Source organism: Chlorobium sp. KB01, assembly GCF_001975465.1.
Classification (GTDB): domain Bacteria; phylum Bacteroidota; class Chlorobiia; order Chlorobiales; family Chlorobiaceae; genus Chlorobium.
This window is the reverse complement of record NZ_MPJE01000033.1, coordinates 1-17395: the sequence shown is the minus strand read 5'-3', so window position 1 is coordinate 17395 and position 17395 is coordinate 1. Positions and strand designations below refer to the sequence as shown.

Sequence of the window (17395 nt, the reverse complement as noted above, 5' to 3'; positions counted from 1 at the left end):
ACTTATTTTTGGAATGCAATACCCCCAATTTTGGGCGTCATGAATTATTGAGGTTATATCGTTCCTGCGGTTATTTTCCTCATCCTTCACACTGCGCATGCTGTGATGGTATATCAGCGAAGTTTCTAAGCGATCAATCCCGGCTCACCCTATTGTTCCCAATCAGGGAACTATGTATATTTCAGACGAAACGATAACCAAATGAAGAATTGAGAGTCATATCGAGAAAAACTCTGGTTCGGTTCCGGGCGAAGCACAAGGATGCTGAACAACCGCTCAAGGCATGGTTCAGGGAGGCTGGGCAAGCTCATTGGTGTTCACCAAATGAACTGAAACAGCAATTTCCATCAGCAAGCATTCTTAGCAGCAACCGGGTAGTCTTCAACATCAAAGGCAATAAATACCGGCTGATTGCGATGATTAACTTCGATTACGGCCAGATATTCATCCGGTTTGTGGGAACACATGCCGAATATGATAAAATTGATGCAACAATGATTTAAGGAGATATCATGCAGATCAAACCGATAAAGACAGAAGAGGACTATCAGCAGGCTCTTGCACGCCTTGAAGAGATATTTGATGCCAAACCGGATACAAAGGAGGGTGACGAGCTTGAAATCCTCGGAATTCTTGTTGAAAAGTATGAAGAGGGGCACTTTCCGATCGATAATCCTGATCCCGTTGCTGCCATTGAATTTCGAATGGATCAAATGGGAATGGACCAACAGGATTTGACAAGGATTATCGGCTCAAAAAGCCGGACAAGTGACCTGTTAAACCGGAAGCGCCCGTTATCTATCCGCCAGATTCGGCTCCTGCACAATGCACTGCACATCCCCGCCGATGTATTGCTGAATGTTTAGTGCACTTTATCTCCTTGGCACCGCAATTAATTGTCGTTGACGCTTTAAGGACAATCCCGACGCAGTTGGGACCGCGATGCCTTCGAATCGCGGAACAAAGTAATAGCGGTGCCCTACAGAAGATTCTGAGCGCTGAACACCTTCTCTACAATCTCGCGGGCGGCTTTTCCGGAGGGGTGATCTCCGCCGGTGATGTTGCAGGCGAAGGCGTACTCGACTCCCCCGCTTTCGAGAAAGCCGACAAACCATCCCAGCTCCTCTTTGCCATCCGCACTCCTGCCTGATCCGGTCTTGCCATAGAGTTTTCCTTTCGGGCTCTCTGCAACAAGCATAATGTTACGAAGCGCCTTCACGTGCTTTTTGGAAAAAGGCAGCCTGCCATCAAGCAGCCTGTTCAAAAGGGCAACCTGTTCGCCTGCGCTGATCAGCACTCCGGTTCTGCCCGGCCGTGGAAGCCAGAAGGTGTCGATACCCGAAGAGATATCGCCGTTTCCGTAGCCGATACGGTTGATATACCTTTTCATTCGCTCCTGCCCGATCGCTCTCGCCAGCGCCTGAAACGCAGGAACTGCTGAAACCCGGAAGGCCTCACGGAGGGTGAGGTTGCGGTTCCACCCGTCGATATCGCGGTGCACACCGTCCCAGGCATACCATGGGTCATCGGCTCCTCTGAGCAGGCCGAGCTGGAGGCCGATCAGGGTGTTGTAGATCTTGAATGTCGAGCAGGGGGAGATTCGCCGTGCACCGAGCGCCGGGTTCACATCGGTCACCGCGCCGGAAGAGCGATTAACGATAATGAGTGCGGTATCGTATGCGCTGAAGAGCTTTCGGTCAATCTCCTCTGCGCCGAAACAGGCCGGAATGGCGAAAAAAAACAAAAGCAGGAAGAGCAGCAGTTTCATTGTTACGATCATCAGATGGCATCAGCTTGATTATGGAAAGTTCAACAAAAATCGGGGGAAAAAGAAACAATGCGGTCGGATCGGGATTATTACATCGGTTTGTTTTTTTTCGGCACACACTGAAGGTTATCTTGCATAAAAACAGTGCTCTGCATTATCCCCTGCGAGGAAACAAACACTGAACAGTGTTCGGTAACAGATTATGAGGAAATTGAGTGAACCCGGTTTTGACGAGTGGTTTCAGGCTCATATTGATGATCTCCCGCCCGGAGGGCAGGAGATAGCCCGCGTAACGGCAGTTGATCGCAACTCCTTCATGGTACGGAGTGAACACACAGAGGTTCCGGCTGAACTTTCAGGGCGCCTCTCTTTCCACATCGACTCATCCATTGAACTCCCGTGTGTCGGCGACTGGGTCCGGGTGCAGTACCACAATGACGGCGCCTCGGCAATCATCCACGGCATCTTTCCCCGAAGAACCTGTTTACGCCGGAAGCGAGCCGGAACGGAGGTGAAGTACCAGTTAATTGCCGCCAATATTGATCTCGCATTCATTGTCCAGTCATGCCACTTTGACTTTAATCTCGCACGACTGAACCGCTATCTGGTCATTTCTGCAGACGGAGGTGTTGAGCCAGTTGTCATTCTTGCCAAAACAGACCTGATCTCCCCCGAAGAGCTGGCGGAGAAGCTTGCGGCTATAAAAGCAGCCGGGATCACGACGAGAGTTATTGCACTCAGCAACGTCACCGGTGCCGGAATTGAGGAATTCCGCGAGCTGTTACACCCGGGACAAACCTGCTGCCTGATTGGTTCATCCGGAGTCGGCAAAACAACGCTGATCAACAACCTGACCGGAAAGGCTGATCTTGATACCAAAGCGGTCAGCGCAACGGGAGAGGGCACACACACAACAACCCGGCGGCAGCTCATCGTGCTTGATAACGGCGTTATGTTTATCGATACACCCGGCATGAGGGAGCTTGGCCTTCTCGGTGCCGGAGAGGGCGTCAATAAAGGGTTTGAAGATATCATTGCGCTTGCTGAATCCTGCCGCTTTGCCGATTGCAGCCACACCGGGGAGTCGGGCTGCGCAGTTCTTGCTGCGATTGCAGATGGTGAACTCGGTGAAGAGCACTACGGCAATTATATGAAACTCAGCAAAGAGTCGGAGTACCATGAGATGTCCTACCTTGAGAGACGTAACAAGGATAAGGCATTCGGCCGCTTCATCAAGAGTGCAAAGAAGAGCATGAAAAGATGAACACCATGAATAGCGTTAAAGCAAAGAACAACTGACGGTCAGGAATCTTTGCATTCCTTGCGAGTTTTGGTTTTTCTTTTTACTGTGATACTTTTAAGATCTGGTTTCCTGTTTTTAAACCTAACAGCCAAGGAGGATCGTTATGCGGATTAAACTTATTCTGATTTCTCTGTTTCTTTTTTCCATCGTTCTTTTTTCTCAGGGATATGCCGGAGAAAAGCCCCGTATCGGCGTGTTGAGGTTTACCAACCATACATCAGCAGGCTGGTGGAGTGGAAGTGTAGGGACGGATCTGCAGGATATGCTTATTGCCGAACTGGCATCAACGAACAGTTTTCGGGTACTCGAACGGAAGGAACTTGATGCGGTTATCCAGGAGCAGGATCTGGGGGCATCCGGAAGGGTCAACCCCAAAACAAGATCGAAGCTTGGAAAGATTACCGGTGCCAAATATCTGGTTGCAGCTACCGTTTCAGCCTTTGAGCAGAATACAAGCGGCAGCGGCGGCGGTCTCTCCTTCGGCGGCATCAGCCTCGGAGGCAAACAGGACAAAGCCTACATGGCTGTTGATCTGAAAGTCATAGAAGTTGAAACCGGCGAAATCTTTGACGCCCGGACTGTCGAGGCCACATCAAAATCCAGTGGGCTCAGTCTGGGAGTATCAAGCGGCGGATTTAATGGCAACCTTGGCCAGTACAAGAATACCCCTGTCGGAAAGGCGATCAGGGCCTGTATCATGGAGATAACCGAGTATCTGGAGTGCTCTATGGTAGAGGGCAAGGATAGTGATTGCATGGACAAGTTTAATGAAAAGGAGCGCTCCCGGAAAGAGAAGACCAAGAGTGCAATTCAGCTTGATTAAGAAACATGATAACAAAGGGGCGGCTCACAAAGGCCGCCCCTTTGCATATGGAGATCGTGCAGCAGATGATTAATCTTGTGTTTATAGAATAAAAGCCGGGCATGGCGGGTTTTTGTTTTGTGCGGGGCTTTGGGTACCTTGACTGGTTCAAAATCCCAATTATCAGCCTCTAAATGGCCTGTTAACCGTCGTGAGCGGTTTGAGAGCAAGGCGGATGGAGCGCAGAAACCGGAGTGTACACGAGAGTACATGAGGATTTCGAGCACCGCTCAACGAAGCTTTCGAAACGCGCAACAGGTTAATGTTTCTACAAAGATGAAATTCACCCTATTACAGACCGACCCTCATTCAGCCGCACGATGCGGTGTGTTGAGTACCGCTCACGGTGCCATACCGACACCGGTGTTCATGCCGGTAGGCACCAGAGCGAGCGTCAAATCGGTTGAGCCGCACGAGCTTAAAGAGAACAACGTCCATATTATTCTCGCCAACACCTACCATCTCTACCTGAAGCCCGGCAACGATATTCTCTTCAAGGCGGGCGGTGTCCACAGATTCATGAACTGGAACGGACCGCTGCTGACCGACAGCGGCGGCTACCAGGTCTACTCGCTCTCGGAGCTGCGCAAGATCAGCGAGGAGGGGGTGATCTTCAAGTCGCACCTTGACGGCTCCATGCAGCAGTTCACGCCGGAAAACGTGGTGGAGACCCAGCGCATTATCGGCAGCGATATCATAATGCCGCTCGACGAGTGCCCGCCCTCCATGGCTGAAAAGGAGTATATCCGCAAATCGGGAGAGCTCACCATCCGCTGGGCTGCACGGGCCAGAGAGGCCTTCGCTGCCACAACATCCCTCTACGGCCACGAGCAGTACCTGTTCGGCATCACGCAGGGAGGCATTCACGACGACCTGCGTGCAATCTCCATAAAGGCGCTGGTCGATATGAATTTTGACGGCTACTCCATCGGCGGCATGGCTGTCGGTGAACCGGCACCGGAGATGTACCGCATTCTTGAACTTTCCCACACCCTGCTGCCGGAAAACAAGCCCCGTTACCTGATGGGCGTCGGCACACCCGAAAACATCCTGAATGCGATCGAACGTGGGGTCGATATGTTCGACTGCGTCATCCCGACCCGTGAAGGGCGCAACGGCAGGGTCTATACCCGTCATGGCAAGATGAACCTCCGCTCCGCCAAATATGCAACCGACTTCACCCCGATTGACGAAGGGTTCGATAACGACGTCTGCCGCAACTACTCCCGCGCCTATATCCGCCACCTTCTGAATGTGGGAGAGATACTCGGCCTCAAGCTCTGCACCTTGCAGAATATCTCCTTCTTCATGTGGCTTACTGCAACTGCCCGTACCCAGATCCAGCAGGGGACCTTCCTTGAGTGGAAGAAGGATTTTCTGAAACGATTCAATGACCATGACAACGCATAACGTATTTCTGTTGAGCCTCGGCTGCTCCAAAAACACCGTCGATTCCGAACGGCTCATGGCGCAGGCCGAAGCCTCCGGCATCACCTTTACCGAAACGGCTGACGAGGCCGATACCATACTCATCAACACATGCGCATTCATTGAAGATGCCAAGGAGGAGTCGATTGCCGAAACGTTTGCCGCAATCGATAAAAAAACGGAAGGGAAGGTGCAGCGTGTCTATATGATGGGGTGCCTCACAGAACTCTACCGCAAGGAACTTGGCGAAGAGATGGAGGAGGTGGACGGATTTTTCGGCACCCGCGAGCTTCCCGAAGTGCTGGCGGCTCTCGGGGCAGTTTATCGCGAGGAACTTTATGACCGCCGATCACTGCTCACCCCTCCCCATTACGCATATCTCAAGATCGCCGAGGGGTGCAACCGCTCCTGCTCATTCTGCTCAATCCCGAAAATCAGAGGCCGATATATCAGCCAGCCGCCCGAACAGCTTCTGCGCGAAGCCGCTCTGCTGAAGAGTACCGGAGTACGGGAGCTGAATGTGATTGCGCAGGACATCAGCCTCTACGGCTACGACCTTGAGGGCAAAACCCTGCTCAACGACCTGGTGCTCCGCCTCTCGGATATGGAGTTCGACTGGATCCGGCTCTTCTACGCCTACCCGGTCGGCTTTCCGCTTGAAGTGATCGACACCATGCACCAGCGGGCAAACATCTGCAACTATCTCGACATCCCCCTGCAGCACGGCAACGACCGTATCCTGCGTTCAATGAACCGGGGGATCAACAAGGCGGAGACCATAAAGCTCATTGAAACCATCCGCGAGAAAAACCCCGACATACGACTGCGAACCACCATGATTGCCGGCTACCCCGGCGAAACCCGCGAGGAGTTCGAGGAGCTGTTGCAGTTTGTGGAGGAGAGCCGTTTCGACCGGCTCGGCTGCTTCCCCTACTGCCACGAGGAGCACGCCCCATCCTTCAAGCTCGAAGAGAGCCTGACGATGGAGGAGAAGCGCGAACGGGCAGCGGAGCTGATGGAGCTGCAGGAGTCTATTTCAGCCGAGAATAACCGGGTATTCGAGGGGAAAACCATCAGGGTGCTGATCGACCAGATCGAAGGCGATACCGCCCTCGGCCGCACGGAGTATGACGCTCCGGAAGTTGACAACGAATGCATTCTCTCAATTGAACACCAGTCCGTAAAAGCCGGTTCATTCTGCATGGCTGAAATCACCGACAGCGGCGCATACGAGCTCCACGGAAGGGTGATTGAGATACTGTAGTATCAATACAAACGGGTAGTGACCATGACCATCCGCTATATCACATCATCTGCACCGGCTGACACCCTTTCTGAAAAGGTGCTCGGCCAGATCCGGAGGGAGTTCGGGGCAGAGGTTGAGCCCTTTACCCTGCACCTTCCGGTGCCGGAGCTGCTTGCCGGAGTCTGGATCGCTGTCCGCGAGACGCTGCTTGCAGGGAGCGGAAGCCGCGATGCAAAAGAGGTGGTTGCCGCCGCCGTCTCGTCGCTCAACCGCTGCCCCTACTGCCTTGATGCGCACAGCATCATGGTGCTTGAGGCCTCGGGCCATGACTACTCGGATGCTCTTGCAGATGGAGCCCCGGAACAGATAGAGGATACGTTCCTCCGGGATGTTGCCGAATGGGCCGCAGCAACCCGCACCCCCGGTTCGCCGCTCCTTGCCTCACCACTCTTCAGTTCTCAGGATGCCCCTTCGTTTATCGGCACCGCAGTTGTTTTTCATTACATCAACCGGATGGTCACCATTCTGCTCGGCAGTTCACCTCTTCCCTTTACCAGCGGCATCCCGAAAAAGGTGGCCATGCAGATGGCCGCATGGTTTTTCGGAGGAGCTATCCGTATCCCGAAAAAGCCGGGAGCATCACTTGAACTGCTTCCTGAAGCACCACTGCCGGATGATCTGGCATGGGCAGAACCCTCTCCGGTGATCTCCGCTGCATTTGCCCGATTTTTTCAGGTCATCGAAAAACATGGCGCAATGGCGCTCTCCACTGAAGTGCGAAATGCAGTCCATGCCGCCGTTCAGAACTGGAACGGCAGTGACCCCGATATGCATAACCTGTGGTGTGAAGAGGCAATAGCTCATCTAACAGAAAAGGATAAAGCCGCAGGAAGGCTTGCGCTCCTCACCGCGCTTGCCCCCTGGCGTGTCGATAAAACAATCGTCAGGGCCTTCTCCTCTAACTTCCCCGGAGATGATAGGCTGATTGCTGCTCTGGCGTGGAGCAGTTTTGAGGCAGCGAAACGAACAGGCTCCTGGCTGTAGAGTTGCACTCATTTAATCTGCGATATACCCTTTTCATTCCGGACCACTCCCGATCTGACATACCTTGTTTATGGTATTTTTATGGTAGAAACTTGGAAAGGTTGGAAATATTGATTTTTATTAACAATCGTGAACGAAACGGAGAGATAATGAGTACGTTTTCATATACACCATTTGGCCCTGAAGAGCGCTGCTGCTGTCAAATGAAAAGAGATTACGACAATACCATATCCGGCTGTTGTCCATAGTTCCTCAAAAGAATTATGCCCAGCGCCGGTTCTGAATACAACAGTGAACCGGCTTTTTTTTTACCGGATTTATAACTTCGAAAACACCAACCATACCTTTTACAGGGAGAATTATCATGCATCTCAATTGGACGAAAAAAATCACCCTTGCCGCATCACTCATTCTCGCCTCCGGTCTGCCGGGAGTTGTAGCGGAGGCCGTACCGGCACCGGCAAAACTGCTCAATGTCTCCTATGATCCGACAAGGGAGCTCTATCAGAGCGAAAACGCCGCTTTCATCAAATTCTGGAAAGCAAAGACCGGCCAAACGGTCACAATCGACCAGTCACACGGCGGTTCAGGCAAACAGGGGCGTGCCGTTATTGACGGTCTGGAAGCCGATGTTGTAACACTCGCTCTCGCCTATGATATCGATGCCATTGCCGACAGCAAACTCATTGACCCGAACTGGCAGAAAAGACTCGCAAACAACAGCACCCCCTACACCTCTACCATTGTCTTTGTTGTCCGGAAGGGTAATCCCAAACGGATCACAGGGTGGGATGATCTTGTAAAACCGGGTGTATCAGTTATCACCCCGAACCCGAAAACATCGGGCGGCGCACGCTGGAACTACCTGGCCGCATGGGGCTTCAAGCAGAAGCAGACCGGTTCAGCCGAAAAAGCCAAAGCCTTCGTCAAGGCGCTCTATAAAAATGTTCCTGTGCTTGACACCGGCGCACGCGGCTCAACCCTGACTTTTGCCCAGCGCGGACTTGGCGATGTCTTTCTCTCATGGGAGAATGAGGCTCACCTGATTCTCAAAGAGTTCGGATCGGACAAGTTTGAGATCGTCACACCGGCAACCAGCATCCTTGCTGAACCTCCGGTTGCGGTTGTTGACAAAAATGTGGCCAAACACGGTACACGCAAACTGGCTGAAGCATACCTGAACTTCCTCTACACCCCTCAGTCGCAGGAGATCATTGCCCGGAACTACTACCGCCCGAGCAGCCCTGCCGCTCTGAAAAAATATGGTGCGAACTTCCCGAAAATCAAGCTCTTCACACTGAAAGAGTTCTTTGGTGACTGGCGCACAGCCCAGAAGACCCACTTCAAGGATGGTGGCGTATTCGATCAGATCTATCTTCCCTGATCGAAAGTCACTGAAGTAAAAGCTGTTCCCTGCGGAAAGCGGAATATCAGAACGATATCCCGCTTTCCGCTCTATTTGTATAGTTATTAACCTGAACGATGGCAATTTTCCAGAAAAAAAGACGAAACATTCTGCCCGGATTCGGGCTCTCGATGGGTTACACGGTGTTCTACCTCTCCGCCGTTGTCATTGTCCCGCTGAGCATGATCTTCTTTAACGCCATTCCTATGGGATGGGAGCCATTCCTGAGTGCCGTTACCGCCCCCAGGGTTCTGGCCTCCTACAAACTGAGTTTTTCAACTGCATTTTTCGCAGCCATTTTTGATGCCGTCGCCGGACTCCTTACGGCATGGGTGCTGGTGCGCTATCGCTTCCCCGGCAAGGCATTTCTTGATGCTCTTGTCGACATTCCGTTCGCACTTCCGACCGCTGTTGCCGGTATCTGCTTTGCCACACTCTATTCGCCCATGGGATGGCTTGGAGAGATAACAGCAAAATGGAACATTGAGGTGATCAACTCCCCGACAGGAATTGTTGTAGCCCTTATTTTCATCGGCTTTCCCTTTGTCGTGCGGACCCTTCAGCCGGTGCTTGAAGAGCTTGAACCGGAGATAGAGGAGTCCGCACACTGCCTCGGCGCCACCCGCCTGCAAACCTTCAGAAAGATCCTGCTGCCGCACCTCTTTCCGGCGCTGCTCACCGGTTCAACCCTTGCATTTGCCCGTGGTATCGGCGAATACGGATCGGTCATCTTCATTGCCGGTAATCTGCCGATGAAAACGGAGATTGCACCGCTCATGATCATGTCCAAACTTGATCAGTACGATTATAACGGAGCCTCTGCCGTCGCGCTGGTACTGCTCGTCATCTCATTTTCCATGATACTCCTGCTCAACGCAATTCAGGAGTGGCAACAGAAAGAATATCGCTAAGCACACCATGTCAACACCACTGCTTTCACAGGGCACACCTCCCGTTGTACGAAAAAAGATATCCGATCCGCTGCCGGTTCGTATGCTTCTGATCGCCCTTACCCTGCTCTTTTTTATCGGATTTGTTTTTCTTCCGCTCGGACTTGTCTTTGCCCAGGCATTCCAGAAAGGGTGGGAGTTCTATCTTGAAGCTGTTCGTGAGCCCTACACCATCGAAGCGGTCAAGCTTACCCTCACAACCGTAACAATTGTCGTACCCCTGAACGCATTTTTCGGGGTGTCGGCGGCATGGGCAATCACGAAATTCAGCTTTCCCGGCAAGGCAGCACTCAAAACCCTGCTTGATCTTCCCTTTGCCGTCTCTCCGGTCATCGCCGGTCTTATCTTTGTGCTGCTGCTCGGCAGCCGGACTCCTTTCGGCACGTGGCTTGGAGAGCAGGGCATAAAAATTATCTTTTCCACACCCGGCATTGTCATTGCGACCCTCTTTGTCACCTTTCCCTTTGTGGCAAGGGAGCTGATCCCCCTGATGGAGGCACAGGGACGTGACGAGGAAGAGGCTGCCCTGACACTCGGAGCAAGAGGGTGGCAGATTTTCGTCAAAATAACCCTGCCCAACATCCGCTGGGGTCTGCTCTACGGCATGATTCTCTGCGGCGCGAGGGCAATAGGCGAGTTCGGCGCGGTTTCGGTGGTCTCGGGTCACATTCGGGGTCAGACCAACACCATTCCCCTCCATGTGGAAATTCTCTACAGTGAATACAACTTTGCGGCATCGTTTGCCGTTGCCTCACTCCTTGTGTTTCTCGCCCTGACCACCGTCGTGGTCAAGAGCATCATCGAAAAAAAGTTTCAGAAAAACAGCCTACAACATTGAGATCTAATGGGTATCGAACTTCAGAACATTACCAAAAATTTCACCGGCTACACCGCGCTCGACAACATCAGCCTGAATGTTGCCTCGGGCGATCTTATTGCGCTTCTCGGGCCATCGGGATGTGGAAAAACAACCCTGCTGCGCATTATTGCCGGTCTGGAGAGCGCTGATTCCGGCAAGATCATACTTGAAGGGAAGGACACCACCAATCTGCCGCCGAGGGAAAAAAATGTAGGCTTTGTCTTTCAGCACTATGCGCTTTTCCGGCGCCTCAATGTTTATGAGAATGTTGCCTTCGGCCTCAAGGTGCTTCCTCGCAGCAAGCGACCTTCGAAGAGTGAGATCAAGGATCGGGTTGAGCATCTCCTGAAACTGGTGCAGATGGAGTGGGCGCTCAAACGCTACCCCTCCCAGCTATCTGGCGGTCAGCGGCAGCGAGTTGCCCTTGCAAGAGCACTTGCGGTCAATCCGAGAGTGCTGCTGCTGGATGAGCCTTTTTCGGCGCTTGATGCCAAGGTTCGCCAGGAACTGCGCCGCTGGCTCAGAAAGTTGCATGACGAGATTCATGTCACCAGCATCTTTGTCACCCACGACCAGGAGGAGGCACTGGAGCTGGCCGACAGGATTGTGGTAATCAACAAGGGGAAAATAGAACAGCAGGGTACGCCGCAGGAGGTCTACGATCACCCGGCAAACGCCTTTGTCTACAACTTCCTTGGCAACGTCAACGTCTTCCATGGCCGGGTACACGAAGGAGTGGTAACTCTCGGGGGGCACACCGTTGATGCTCCGGATGAACTGAAAAGCACTGAGGGAAAAACAAGCCAGACCTTTGTACGCCCTCACGAAATAGGAATCAGCAAGATCCGGAGTGAAGGTAACGATCTTGAGGGCACTGTACGCGAAATACGCCTGCTTGGCGGCCAGATCGGACTGAACATTGATTGCGAAGGGTTTGAACAACCCATTGATGCGGAGATACCGAGGGAGCTTTACCTGAACCTTCAGCTCAAAAAGGGAGACAGGGTCTTTGTCACCTTCAACAAGGTCAAGGTCTTTGCCGGAGATTACGAAATCTGATCATCTCCGCCGAGCCTTTATACCTCCATGACCCTGCTGGCGTAACCCCAGTTTCGAAGCTCTTCGGCGCTCTCTGCTCCTTCAGCGTAGAGCACAAGATGCGAAGGCAGCGGGCCGAATGCGGCAAGCAGCGCTTCTACCTTCCCTGCACCGGTAAAAACAATGCCTGAAAAGAGTGAGAGGTCAACCGCGCCCAAAAGGTTCCCCCCGGTTGTGATGTCGCCGAGAGGGACAATTTTTCCGGAAAGCATGCAGCGGTATGGATCATCACCCGTGTGAAGAATTTTCGACCGTTGCCTGCCAAGAGCGGCTGTCCGTCCGATTATTGCCAGCAGTGGAGAGTCCAGCTCAACAGTGTGCATGACTCCGACGGTCGTCATGGTCACACTTTCATCATAAAAACCGGCCTTGCGAATGAGCGCAACCGGCATCTCCCGTTCTATCCCCTCATGCAGCACTATCGACTGCAGCTCCTTCAACCGGCTGGCACACATGAAATAGACCAGGGTTCGCGGGGTGCCCCCTGCCAACACATTATGGGCACTCTGGAGTGTCACCCCGCCGCTGACCCCCCGCTGGGTAAGCGGTATAGCTGCCGATGCCGCCGCACTCAGCATGGAAGAGACACCGGGAACAACCTCGACATCAATCTGACGCTCACAGAGATAAGCCAGCTCTTCACCTCCCCTGCCGAAAACCAGGGGGTCTCCGCCCTTCAGACGCACCACAATCTGTTGTTTAGCTGCCGCAAGATAGAGCTGACGGTTGATGGCATCCTGGTCGGCATGATGGCGCCCCTTGCGCTTGCCGACGTACACCTTTTCGGCACTGTAGGCATCAAGCAGTCCTGTATCGATAAGATCATCGTAGAAGATCACGCCGGCACGCTGCAGGAGCGTGTCGGCCTTGAGCGTCAGATAGTCACGGCTTCCTGCTCCCGCTCCGGTCAGATAGACCTTGCCGTAACCACGCCGGATGTCAAGCGGGGCAAAGAGTACCCTGAGATCGGCACGCTCATATCGGACCACAATGACGTTCATGTCGTGGAGCGGATGAGCGTCGTCTCTGTCCGGAACCGTGCGCAAGGAGAGCAACGCCGCCACAGCAAACTCTTCCGGAAGAGGGTCGGGAAGCTCCGGCGCCGCCATGAAGAGCAGATCCCCGCACCCGTCAAGGAGGGCCTGAAGCGGATCATCATCAACAGGCAGCAGGCGAAATGGATCAAGAGCAAAACAGGCCGGTTCAGCCGGTGAGTGGTCAAGATGCTCAAGAAGAGGGCGGAGGGTTTCAGGATACGGGGTCATGGTTGCTGAAGAATGTTTTTATCCTGTTCCGCCACGCTACCGCTTTGCGCACATCGCTGCCGCCCGACGAGACGGCAACTGTCATTGACCCCTCAATATAGAGTGCCGGGGTAATAAAATCGCACAGTTCGGGATCGTCGGGGGTATTGACCAGAATGTTGCGGGCATTGGCCTCAGCTTTGACAAGACGGTTCACCTCCCGGTCACTGCTGCATGCGTAGACAAGAAGAACATCCTCCAGGTCCTCACTGCGGAATGGACGCAGGTGGCAGGTGGCGTCGCTTAGAAGAATCTCTTCGTCAATCTCTTCACCGATAACGGTAACCGCAACGGCAAGGCGGAGAAGCATCTGAACTTTCTCAAGGGCGGCCTTTCCCCCGCCGGCAATGAGCACTTTTTTGTTCTCGACCTTCAGGGTTATCGGCACATAGTTCATGGCAGCCTAAATCTGGTAGTCGATGATAATCTCTCTTGTTTTCAGGATATCAGCCACCTGACCGACGGCAAGAGAGACATCAGCCCCCGCAGGGAGCTCAAAATCAGGGTGATAGCGGGAAAAACCGTTTTCACCCGTGTTGATGACAAGGATATCATTGGGTTCGTTCAACTGCTTCAATGTTTCGATATCATAATCGTCGGCATCGTCGATCGTGGTGATAAAGATCAGCCCTGCATCGGTAAGAATTCGGGCCAGCTCGCCGATCCGGCGGAGCCGCTCGCCTGCACTGTCGGCATGGGTTCCAAGATCGGCATCAAGACCGCGGTCGATATTTGCTACACCAAGATAGTAGGCGTTAAGGCTGTTTTCAAAGAGCCCCCGTTCAAGCGCTTTGGCAATGGCACGCTTCCCCGTGCCGGGAGCGCCGGTAAAGACAATGAACTTCGCCTTGTGCCGGTTTGCAGCAGCCCGCTCCTCAAAGCGCACCAGCCCCGGCTCCCAGTTGTTTTCACGATCACGGATATGCTGCTGCAGGAGCGTTTCGCCTGCCGAAAGGTTCTCAAGCACAATACCGCCGCCACAAATCTCGAAATTATCAACAATGACAAACCTGCCCGTTGTTTCGCTGGCAGAGGTCGGGTCAAAGGCTATGGGGCGCGCTGTTTCAAGAATACACTCGCCCACATCTCGGCAGTCGAGCTGCTGCTTGCTGCGGCTGTAACTCAGATCCGAAGCGTCAAGCGTATTACTGATCTCCGCCAGCTTGACTGAAGCACGCGCGGAACCGAGCTTGAGCTTGTACTCTTTCTGACGGATCATCGGCGCCCTTCCGACCCAGAAGATGTTCACCCTGAAGCGACTGCCAACTTCCGGCTGCGGCTCGGAGGGCCTGACCATAAGCTCACCGGGACGGATATAGATCTGTGTTGAAAGGGTAAAGCCCGTTGCCTCCCCTGCTGAAGCTTTCGTTTTCGGCAGCGTATTGAATGACTCAACCGACTGGATAACCGACTGCTTGCCCGATGGAAGAAAGAGCACCTCATCGCCAACCTGCACCGATCCGGCAGCTACACTTCCGGCAACTATTCGGCGGTCATCATCACTGCGGGTAAACTTGTAGATGTCCTGCACGGGAAAGCGGAAGGGGAGCTCCTGAAGCTCCTTGTTGCTGACAAAGCGGTCGAGCTGTTCAAGCACCGTTGCACCCTTGTACCACGCCATACGCTCGGAAAGTGAGGCGATATTGTCACCCTCACGGGCACTGACCGGAATAAAGCTGACCGGCGTCACCTTGATCCGGGCAAGAAAGGCCGAGTAGTCCGTTTTAAGCTGCTCGAACACCTCCTCGCTGTATCCGGCAAGATCCATCTTGTTGACCAGCACCGTAACATGCTTCACGCCGAGCATGGAGACCATATGGCCGTGCCGTTTCGAGTTCTCCTGTATCCCTTCATGGGCATCAATCACCAGAAGAGCCGCTTCAGCCCTGGATGCACCGGTAATCATGTTTTTCAGAAACTCGATATGGCCGGGAGCGTCAATGATGATGTAGTCACGCTTTTCGGTTTTGAAAAAGCAGCGGGCCATGTCGATGGTAATGCCCTGGGCCTGCTCATCCTTGAGTGCATCAAGCAAAAAGGCATACTCGAACGGCTTGGAGTTTTTACGGCAGCTCTCCCTGACCGATTCAAGCTTGCCCTGGGGCAGTGTTCCCGTATCGGCAAGCAGCCGGCCGATCACGGTACTCTTGCCGTGATCAACATGACCGACTATAACAATATTCATCTGCGAACGTCCAATCATAAAGAGAACTGATCAATAAATTATAACCTATCGGGCAAACACACAGGTTTGCCCCTACAGCAATCCAAAATCAATATTTTCCTGTCACAGCTCTTGATTGTCGTGAGCGGTTTGAGGGCAAGGCGGACGGAGCACAGAAACCGGAATGTACACAAGAGTACATGAGGATTTCGAGCACCGCCCAACGCAGCAATCAAATCGCGCAACAAATCAAGAGCTGTGACTTCACATATACCCGTCACGGCGGAGGGTCTCCAGCCCCCCTCCGTCTTCACTGTCCTGGGCCCGGCCGGAGCGTTCGGCTACGTTTGAAAACTTCCCGCTTTTGAGCTCATCTATAATTTCAGGAAGCGTTCTCGCCTCGGATTCAACCGGGTTGGTGCAGGGGTAGCAGCCGAGTGAACGGTAGCGGATGCCTTCGCCCTGATTGAAGTAGAGCGAGACCACCGGAATCTTTTCGCGCTCAATATACTCCCAGATATTCAGCTCGGTCCAGTCGAGGAGCGGGTGAATGCGCACATGGGTGCCGGGAGCGAAATCGGTCTTGAACTGGTTCCAGAACTCGGGCGGCTGGTCGCCGACATCCCACACATTATCCTTGTCCCTCGGAGAGAAGTAGCGCTCCTTGGAACGACTCCCCTCTTCGTCCGCCCTGACGCCCGCTATGACTCCGGTGTAGGGCTCCTTGCCCTCATCCTGAACATAGTGCTTGAGCTCGTGATCCATCCTGTATCGGGGCCACTCGCCCGAAAGGGTGTGCTTCAATGCTTCGCTCTTCAGATATTTGCAGCAGGTGAGCCGGTCGGTATTGCCGTCGGGAAAGGTGAGCTTCTTGTCCAGCGCCTCACGGTTCTCACCGTAGATCATATTAAGGTTCCACTCCAGCGCAAGCCTGTCACGGTACTCGATCATTTCAGGGATCTTGTAGTGCGTATCAACATGGACAAGGGGGATCGGCACGTGGCCGAAAAAAGCCTTCCGGGCAAGCCAGAGCATTACGGTGCTGTCCTTGCCGATTGACCAGAGCATGCAGAGACTTTTAAACTCCCGGTATGCCTCCCTGAGAATATAGACGCTTTGGGCTTCGAGTTTGTCGAGATGATCCATTGATTCGCTTTCGATATGATTACTGTTTTTCACGATGCAGGCCGCACTCCCGGTGCTCGGCTATCTCCCACCACCAGCGTCCGGCACGGAGATCCTCTCCCTGCTTGACCGCTCGGGTACAGGGTGCGCATCCGATGCTCGGATAGCCCTCGTCATGAAGCCTGTTGAAGGGAACGTTATGCTTTTTGATATACTCCCACACCCACGCTTCCGACACTTCGGCAAGAGGGTTTATCTTGTAGAGGCCGAAAGCGGCATCCCACTCTATCGGAGCCACGGCAGTTCTGGTAACCGACTGCTCCCGGCGAAGACCGCATATCCAGGCCTTCAGGGTTGAGAGCTTTTTTGTAAGCGGCTGAACCTTCCGGATACGGCAGCACTCGCGCCTCTTTTCAATACTCTCATAAAAAAGATTCGGCCCGTGCTGCGCCAGCATCGCTTCGACAGCGACTGTTTCGGGAAAAAGCGCTTCAATCTCGATGCCGTAATGCTTTCTGGTTGCATCGAACAGATCGTAGGTCTCCTGGTGCAGTCGCCCGGTATCAAGCGTGAAAACCGGAACCGGCAGTTTTTCCCTGTGCAGCATATCAGTCAGCACCTGATCTTCGGCACCGAAACTTGAAGCAAATGCCATGTTCTCTGCCCCGAAACAGCCGACGGCTGCACGCAAAATCTCTTCCGGTGATTTGGCGGCCAGCTCAATATTCAATTGTTCTATACTTTCCCTGCTCATAATGCTCCTCTGTTGTAAACGTACCTTATTTTAATCTCTAAGGGTCAATTCCCCGAAGCTCTGCTTCGTAAAAGAATATCAAATT

General features: G+C 53.3%; 17 protein-coding genes. 11 read left to right on the top strand and 6 right to left on the bottom strand.

Going from position 1 to position 17395, the window contains the following annotated elements; genetic code table 11:
* Positions 1-209 precede the first annotated feature (209 nt).
* Together BOO20_RS03695 and BOO20_RS03690 are read left to right on the top strand one after the other, a co-directional pair.
* The gene (locus BOO20_RS03695; protein WP_076790683.1) at positions 210-503 is read left to right on the top strand and encodes a type II toxin-antitoxin system HigB family toxin; all 294 of its coding nucleotides are present in this window, start codon (positions 210-212) and stop codon (positions 501-503) included.
* 9 nt (positions 504-512) lie between these two features.
* Positions 513-866 carry a type II toxin-antitoxin system HigA family antitoxin gene (locus BOO20_RS03690; protein WP_076790681.1) on the top strand — a complete coding sequence of 118 codons (354 nt, stop codon included), beginning with the start codon at positions 513-515 and terminating at the stop codon, positions 864-866.
* A gap of 113 nt (positions 867-979) precedes the next feature.
* Here BOO20_RS03690 and BOO20_RS03685 read toward each other — a convergent pair whose 3' ends face one another.
* Complete coding sequence (locus BOO20_RS03685) at positions 980-1780, bottom strand: penicillin-binding transpeptidase domain-containing protein (protein ID WP_083694526.1); 801 nt, start codon at positions 1778-1780, stop codon at positions 980-982.
* A gap of 190 nt (positions 1781-1970) precedes the next feature.
* Here BOO20_RS03685 and rsgA point away from each other — a divergent pair, with 190 nt between their 5' ends.
* The 9 genes from rsgA (at position 1971) to BOO20_RS03640 (ending at position 11924) form a co-directional block, all read left to right on the top strand.
* Entirely contained in the window at positions 1971-3032 is a 1062-nt protein-coding gene (gene rsgA, locus BOO20_RS03680) for a ribosome small subunit-dependent GTPase A (RefSeq protein ID WP_076790679.1), read from the top strand.
* Positions 3033-3174: 142 nt separating this feature from the next.
* The gene (locus BOO20_RS03675; protein ID WP_076790677.1) at positions 3175-3894 is read left to right on the top strand and encodes a CsgG/HfaB family protein; all 720 of its coding nucleotides are present in this window, start codon (positions 3175-3177) and stop codon (positions 3892-3894) included.
* A gap of 315 nt (positions 3895-4209) precedes the next feature.
* Complete coding sequence (gene tgt, locus BOO20_RS03670; protein ID WP_076790675.1) at positions 4210-5343, top strand: tRNA guanosine(34) transglycosylase Tgt; 1134 nt, start codon at positions 4210-4212, stop codon at positions 5341-5343.
* Positions 5330-6625 (top strand): 30S ribosomal protein S12 methylthiotransferase RimO, encoded by a 1296-nt coding sequence (gene rimO, locus BOO20_RS03665; RefSeq protein WP_144277111.1) that lies wholly within the window; start codon positions 5330-5332, stop codon positions 6623-6625. Before tgt ends, rimO begins: the two co-directional genes overlap by 14 nt.
* A gap of 24 nt (positions 6626-6649) precedes the next feature.
* Positions 6650-7651: a carboxymuconolactone decarboxylase family protein gene (locus BOO20_RS03660; RefSeq protein ID WP_076790672.1), complete on the top strand. Its 1002-nt coding sequence runs from the start codon at positions 6650-6652 to the stop codon at positions 7649-7651.
* Between the two features lie 364 nt (positions 7652-8015).
* Positions 8016-9035, top strand: a complete 1020-nt coding sequence (locus BOO20_RS03655; protein WP_076790671.1) for a sulfate ABC transporter substrate-binding protein — start codon at positions 8016-8018, stop codon at positions 9033-9035.
* Between the two features lie 98 nt (positions 9036-9133).
* Entirely contained in the window at positions 9134-9967 is an 834-nt protein-coding gene (gene cysT / locus BOO20_RS03650; protein WP_076790669.1) for a sulfate ABC transporter permease subunit CysT, read from the top strand.
* A gap of 7 nt (positions 9968-9974) precedes the next feature.
* A complete protein-coding gene (cysW, locus tag BOO20_RS03645; RefSeq protein WP_076790668.1) occupies positions 9975-10844 on the top strand; it encodes a sulfate ABC transporter permease subunit CysW in 870 nt (289 codons plus the stop codon).
* 6 nt (positions 10845-10850) lie between these two features.
* The gene (locus BOO20_RS03640; protein ID WP_076790666.1) at positions 10851-11924 is read left to right on the top strand and encodes a sulfate/molybdate ABC transporter ATP-binding protein; all 1074 of its coding nucleotides are present in this window, start codon (positions 10851-10853) and stop codon (positions 11922-11924) included.
* A gap of 17 nt (positions 11925-11941) precedes the next feature.
* Here the strand turns inward: BOO20_RS03640 and cobA are convergent, their stop codons facing one another.
* The 5 genes from cobA to BOO20_RS03615 all read right to left on the bottom strand — a co-directional run bounded on the left by cobA (position 11942) and on the right by BOO20_RS03615 (position 17310).
* Positions 11942-13228 (bottom strand): uroporphyrinogen-III C-methyltransferase, encoded by a 1287-nt coding sequence (cobA, locus tag BOO20_RS03635; RefSeq protein ID WP_076790664.1) that lies wholly within the window; start codon positions 13226-13228, stop codon positions 11942-11944.
* Positions 13212-13664, bottom strand: coding sequence for a bifunctional precorrin-2 dehydrogenase/sirohydrochlorin ferrochelatase (locus tag BOO20_RS03630; protein ID WP_076790662.1), 453 nt, complete (start codon positions 13662-13664; stop codon positions 13212-13214). Before BOO20_RS03630 ends, cobA begins: the two co-directional genes overlap by 17 nt.
* Positions 13665-13670: 6 nt before the next feature.
* On the bottom strand, positions 13671-15470 hold the full coding sequence (locus BOO20_RS03625) for a GTP-binding protein (protein ID WP_076790661.1): 1800 nt from the start codon (positions 15468-15470) through the stop codon (positions 13671-13673).
* Positions 15471-15695: 225 nt separating this feature from the next.
* Positions 15696-16577: a sulfate adenylyltransferase subunit CysD gene (gene cysD / locus BOO20_RS03620; RefSeq protein ID WP_076790659.1), complete on the bottom strand. Its 882-nt coding sequence runs from the start codon at positions 16575-16577 to the stop codon at positions 15696-15698.
* Positions 16578-16596: 19 nt separating this feature from the next.
* Positions 16597-17310: a phosphoadenylyl-sulfate reductase gene (locus BOO20_RS03615; RefSeq protein ID WP_076790657.1), complete on the bottom strand. Its 714-nt coding sequence runs from the start codon at positions 17308-17310 to the stop codon at positions 16597-16599.
* Between the last annotated feature and the right edge of the window lie 85 nt (positions 17311-17395).

Coding starts and splice junctions, on each gene's coding strand:
- rimO (WP_144277111.1), top strand. CDS start 5,330: ATGACAACGCATAACGTATTTCTGTTGAGCCTCGGCTGCTCCAAAAAC.
- BOO20_RS03690 (WP_076790681.1), top strand. CDS start 513: ATGCAGATCAAACCGATAAAGACAGAAGAGGACTATCAGCAGGCTCTT.
- cysW (WP_076790668.1), top strand. CDS start 9,975: ATGTCAACACCACTGCTTTCACAGGGCACACCTCCCGTTGTACGAAAA.
- rsgA (WP_076790679.1), top strand. CDS start 1,971: ATGAGGAAATTGAGTGAACCCGGTTTTGACGAGTGGTTTCAGGCTCAT.
- BOO20_RS03655 (WP_076790671.1), top strand. CDS start 8,016: ATGCATCTCAATTGGACGAAAAAAATCACCCTTGCCGCATCACTCATT.
- BOO20_RS03630 (WP_076790662.1), bottom strand. CDS start 13,664: ATGAACTATGTGCCGATAACCCTGAAGGTCGAGAACAAAAAAGTGCTC.
- BOO20_RS03615 (WP_076790657.1), bottom strand. CDS start 17,310: ATGAGCAGGGAAAGTATAGAACAATTGAATATTGAGCTGGCCGCCAAA.
- tgt (WP_076790675.1), top strand. CDS start 4,210: ATGAAATTCACCCTATTACAGACCGACCCTCATTCAGCCGCACGATGC.
- BOO20_RS03685 (WP_083694526.1), bottom strand. CDS start 1,780: ATGATCGTAACAATGAAACTGCTGCTCTTCCTGCTTTTGTTTTTTTTC.
- BOO20_RS03625 (WP_076790661.1), bottom strand. CDS start 15,470: ATGATTGGACGTTCGCAGATGAATATTGTTATAGTCGGTCATGTTGAT.
- cobA (WP_076790664.1), bottom strand. CDS start 13,228: ATGACCCCGTATCCTGAAACCCTCCGCCCTCTTCTTGAGCATCTTGAC.
- BOO20_RS03640 (WP_076790666.1), top strand. CDS start 10,851: ATGGGTATCGAACTTCAGAACATTACCAAAAATTTCACCGGCTACACC.
- BOO20_RS03660 (WP_076790672.1), top strand. CDS start 6,650: ATGACCATCCGCTATATCACATCATCTGCACCGGCTGACACCCTTTCT.
- BOO20_RS03675 (WP_076790677.1), top strand. CDS start 3,175: ATGCGGATTAAACTTATTCTGATTTCTCTGTTTCTTTTTTCCATCGTT.
- cysT (WP_076790669.1), top strand. CDS start 9,134: ATGGCAATTTTCCAGAAAAAAAGACGAAACATTCTGCCCGGATTCGGG.
- cysD (WP_076790659.1), bottom strand. CDS start 16,577: ATGGATCATCTCGACAAACTCGAAGCCCAAAGCGTCTATATTCTCAGG.